Source organism: bacterium (genome assembly GCA_028821235.1).
Classification (GTDB): domain Bacteria; phylum Actinomycetota; class Acidimicrobiia; order Spongiisociales; family Spongiisociaceae; genus Spongiisocius.
In genome coordinates, this window is record JAPPGV010000116.1 from 1 (window position 1) to 4,333 (window position 4,333).

At 68.9% G+C, this 4,333-nt stretch carries 4 protein-coding genes; 1 reads left to right on the forward strand and 3 read right to left on the reverse strand.

Features of this window, described 5'->3' with window-relative positions:
• Window positions 1-349 precede the first annotated feature (349 nt).
• From OXK16_12150 to OXK16_12160, 3 genes are read right to left on the reverse strand one after another with little or no spacing between them, the layout of a single operon-like run.
• Window positions 350-1,270: a formylglycine-generating enzyme family protein gene (locus tag OXK16_12150; protein MDE0376693.1), complete on the reverse strand. Its 921-nt coding sequence runs from the start codon at window positions 1,268-1,270 to the stop codon at window positions 350-352.
• Window positions 1,271-1,300: 30 nt separating this feature from the next.
• Window positions 1,301-2,542, reverse strand: a complete 1,242-nt coding sequence (locus OXK16_12155) for an amidohydrolase family protein (GenBank protein ID MDE0376694.1) — start codon at window positions 2,540-2,542, stop codon at window positions 1,301-1,303.
• On the reverse strand, window positions 2,539-3,588 hold the full coding sequence (locus tag OXK16_12160) for a hypothetical protein (protein MDE0376695.1): 1,050 nt from the start codon (window positions 3,586-3,588) through the stop codon (window positions 2,539-2,541). The genes OXK16_12155 and OXK16_12160 overlap by 4 nt, the downstream gene beginning before the upstream one ends.
• 90 nt (window positions 3,589-3,678) lie before the next feature.
• Here OXK16_12160 and OXK16_12165 point away from each other — a divergent pair.
• Window positions 3,679-4,333 (forward strand): Gfo/Idh/MocA family oxidoreductase (locus OXK16_12165; GenBank protein MDE0376696.1); only part of this gene is annotated, 655 nt, incomplete at its 3' end.

Consider the following 4,333-nt stretch of genomic DNA (forward strand, 5'->3'; position numbering starts at 1 on the left):
CCTAAACCTCAGGAACACCGCACCACCGGTGACGCCCAGTGCATCGAGAACGGTGGGATCCACGAACCTGAGGCACACAACACCACCCATGACGCCCTAAACCTCAGGAACACCGCACCACCGGTGACGCCCAGTGCATCGAGAACGGTGGGATCCACGAACCTGAGGCACACAACACCACCCATGACGCCCTAAACCTCAGGAACACCGCACCACCGGTGACGCCCAGTGCATCGAGAACGGTGGGATCCACGAACCTGAGGCACACAACACCACCCATGACGCCCTCAGCCTGAGGTTCGCCGCGGCGCGGCGCGAAGGGGGTGGCCTCGCGTGGTCCCGGCGAGGGTCAGGGGCGGTCAGGCGATACGCAGCGGAACCCGATGTGACCGGCGGAGGTGTCGATCGTCTGGGGTTGGCGGGCGGCCGGCCGGTAGCGGAAGCAGTACTGGATCGTGCATAGGTGCGACCCGCCCTTGATGGTGCGGGCGGGGAAGGGCTCCGGCCCCCGGATCGGGGCCAGATGCTCGCTCCTGGGCGGGCCGCAACACCGTGACCCGGCCATCGGTGGCCCCTCCCGGTAGCGGGTGGAGGTCCACTCCCAGACGTTGCCGATCATGTCGTACAGGCCGTAGCCGTTGGGGGCGTAGGAGCCGGCCGGGCTGGTCCGGGTCCAGCCGTCCAGCTCCGTGTTCTCGTAGGGGAACCCGCCCTGCCAGGTATTGGCGCGCGGCGCCGTGTCCTGGACGTCCTCGTCTCCCCAGGCGAACTCGGCGCCCTCGAGGCCGCCCCGGGCGGCGTACTCCCACTGGGTCTCCGACGGGAGGCGCATGCCGGCCCAGCGGGCGAAGGCGACCGCGTCGGGGTAGGCGACGTGGACCACGGGATGGTCCTCCAAGCCGTCCAAGGACGAACCGGGCCCGAGCGGCCGGCGCCAGTCGGCGCCCGGCGTCCAGGCCCACCAGTTGCGGAAATCCCCCAGGTCCACGGGCCCGTCCGTCATCCCGAACACCAGCGAGCCCGGCACGAGGTCCTGCGGTCGAGCCCCCGGGTAGAGACCGGGGTCGGGAGGACGCTCGGCGAAGGTCACGTAGCCGGTGTCGGCGACGAACTCCATGAACCGGCGGTTGGTGACCGGGTAGGCATCGATCCGGAACGGGTCCACCCGCTCCTTGCGGACCGGGCGTTCCTCGGGGTAGTGGTGGTCGGAGCCCATCAGGAACTCCGCTCCGGGGATCCGGACCTGCCGTCGATCAGCTAGCGCTGTCATCTCACCGGCGGCTGCCCGCTCGCCCGGAAGCTATTTGGACGAGCAGCGTCCCTCGGTGTCCTTGTACACACGGCCTCCCTTGATGACCGCCACGATCCGGTCGGGGTCGGCGAGCACCCCGATCTCGTCGAGCGGTTGGCCGTCCACCAGGATTAGGTCCGCCTCCTTGCCCTCTTCCACGGTACCGATCCGGTCCTCCATGTAGAAGATCCGGGCGTTCATCGTGGTCGCGGTCGCGATGGCTTCCGCCGCGCCCATGAACCGGGCCTTGTTGGGCAACTCGCGGCCGCGCCGGTCCTGGAGGGGTCCCACGATGTCGGACCCCGAGCCGACCCTGACCCCGGTCTCCCCCATGATCTCGATGCTCCGGCCCACCTCCGACTCCACCGCCTGGAGCTTGGAGAGCTGGGACGCGGTGAGGCCGGCCCGCTCCGGATTCTCCAGCAGGTCGTACTTGACCGCCAGAGTGACCACGGCGAAGGCGTCGGAGTCCACGATCCGGCGGGCTGCATCCTCGTCCAGGATGCTGGCGTGCTCGATGGACCGGACACCGGCCGCGAGGGCCCGGCGGATGGCGTCAGAGGTGTGGCAGTGGGCCAGCACGTAGGTGTGCCAGTCGGCCGCGGCCTCCACCGCGGCGCGAAGCTCCTCGTGGGTGAACTGGAGGCTGTCGAAGGGATCGGTCGGCGAGAGGACACCGCCCGAGCCGAACACCTTCACCTGGGTGGCGCCCTTGCGAAGCTGCTCGCGGGCCGCCCTGCGCACCTGGTCGGGGCCGTCCACCACCTCGGGGGTGGCCGACAGGCCCGGGATGCTGCCCCGGGGGTGGGCGTGGTGATGGGCGTGTCTCAGGTCGCCGTGACCACCGGTCTGGGAGAGCACCGACCCCGACGGGAGGATGCGGGGCCCGTCGATCACGCCCTCCTCCACCAGTCGAGCCCAACGCGGGTCCAGACCCCCCGCATCCCGCACGGTGGTAAAGCCCTCCTGGAGCGTGTTCTCGATGACCCGCCGCACAGTGAACACGTAGTCGATCCAGGGCAGGTCACCCACATCGCCCGCCGACGACACCAGGCCCATATGGACATGGGCATCGGTCAGGCCCGGCATCAGGGTCAGCCCGGTCGCGTCGATGACCTGATCCGCGGAGCTTCCCACGCCCGGTCCGACCCCGCTGATCACCGACCCCGACACGGCCACGTCCATGCCCGACCGCGGGTCGGCGCCGGTGCAGTCCAGCAATTCGGCGTTGCGGATTACGAGGCTGGTCATTCGTTTCCTTCCTGGTAGTCCAGTTGCAACTCGGGGATGACGAAGTTCCCCCTGTCGATGATCTGGCGGTCGTCCACCCAGATGGAATGGTTGCGGGTCGGGATGTCGAAGTGGAAGGGAGCCCGGTTCTCTCCCTTGAGGAGACGCACAAAGTTGGCGCCGAAGGCGATCAGCATGTTGCCGTAGTAGCTCTCGGTGTCCATCACGCCGCCACTCTCCCAGAAGCGAAGGCCCAGGGCGTTCCAGTTGGCCCGGTGCTCGTATCCCCACCCGATGTGTGACACGCCGTAGGAGCGCCTGTCCCGGGGCGCCTCGAAGTGATCCCGTGCGAGCTGGGCGTCGGTTCCGCCCTCGATGGAGACGATGCTCCCCTCCCGGAGCTCCATCCGGACGGGAGACATCACGTAACGACCCAGGTTGAGCAGGCAGTCACCCTCGTCCAGCACCAGGGTGCCCTCCGCCGAATGCTCCAGCGGCGCCACCACCACCTGGCCCGAGGGCCAGTGGTCCCAGCGCCCCGGCGTGTCCGTGTACCCGTACTGGGTCATCACCGGGCGCCCCTCGTAGCTCAGGGTGAGATCTGTCCCCGCCTCGGACTCGATGTGCAGCGTGGTACCGGCTGCCAGCAGGGCCTCGCTGACCTCCGCCCGGCGCCGTATCTCGGGGATCGGGAACATGCGGCGGAGCATGTCCTCGGGTTCCAGAAGCATCAAGGTGCGTGCCCCGGCGTCGAGGGCCGCGTTGTGGGCGTCGCTGTAGATCCACTCCGTGGTGGGCGTTGCCACCACCAGGTCGGATCCCTTCCAGGCATCGACGATGGCCTGGGACCTCATCCAGCTCTCGTCGGCGGCCACCGTGATCTGGAAGTAGTCGGTGCCCAGCACGCGCGCCGCCGCCGCCAGCGCGATGTTGTACACCTGGTTGCTCATGGTGTCGGTGAACCCGAGCACCGTCTCGCCCGGCTGCACCTTGCACAACTCCAGGTGGTCCCGGAAGAGCGGGACCAGCTCCGCGCCGGCCGCGGCGGTGGTAGGAACTCGGCGCATAGGACTACCTTCCGGGAGCTACTGCGGGCGTATACTACGGCCGATGTCGAGGGCCTCCCTCCTTCTACCTACCCCCTCCCTCCCCTGCCTGTGAGCCTCCGCTTCGGTCTGATCGGTACCGGGGGAGGCGGCCACCTCTTCGCGGGCGCCCTGGCCGGACGCCCCGGCGGCGCCCGTCTGGTATCGGTCTGCTCCCGCAACCGCCGGAAGGCGGCCGACTTCGGCGCCGGATACGGGGTGACCGAGATCCACACCGACTGGCGCGACCTGATCCGGTCGGACATCGACGCCGTGTGCCTGGCGTCGCCGACCGGCGACCACGCCCGGATGGCCATCGCAGCGGCCGCCGAGGGCCGCCACGTCCTCACCGAGAAACCCATCGCGACCACGGTGGCCGACGCCGACCGCATGATCGAGGCCTGCGAGGATGCCGGGGTGACCCTGGGTTGCATCTACATGTACCGCTTCCTGGAGACCGCTCGCCGGATGAAGGACGCGATCGCCGACGGCATGATCGGACGGCCGCTCATGGCGGAGTGCACCGGGCCGTTCTACCGTGATCAGCCCTACTACGACTCCGGAGAGTGGCGGGGCAAGTGGGAGTCCGAGGGGGGCGGGTCGCTGGTGACCCAGACCAGCCATACCCTGGACCTGATGCTGTGGATGCTGGGCGACGTGGAGGAGGCGCTGGCCCTCTACAGCACCTCGCCCCTCCACCGCATCGAGGTGGAGGACATAACAGTCG

Excerpts from the sequence above, each read along its gene's own strand:
- OXK16_12150 (MDE0376693.1), bottom strand. The coding sequence starts at position 1,270 with ATGACAGCGCTAGCTGATCGACGGCAGGTCCGGATCCCCGGAGCGGAG.
- OXK16_12155 (MDE0376694.1), bottom strand. The coding sequence starts at position 2,542 with ATGACCAGCCTCGTAATCCGCAACGCCGAATTGCTGGACTGCACCGGC.
- OXK16_12160 (MDE0376695.1), bottom strand. The coding sequence starts at position 3,588 with ATGCGCCGAGTTCCTACCACCGCCGCGGCCGGCGCGGAGCTGGTCCCG.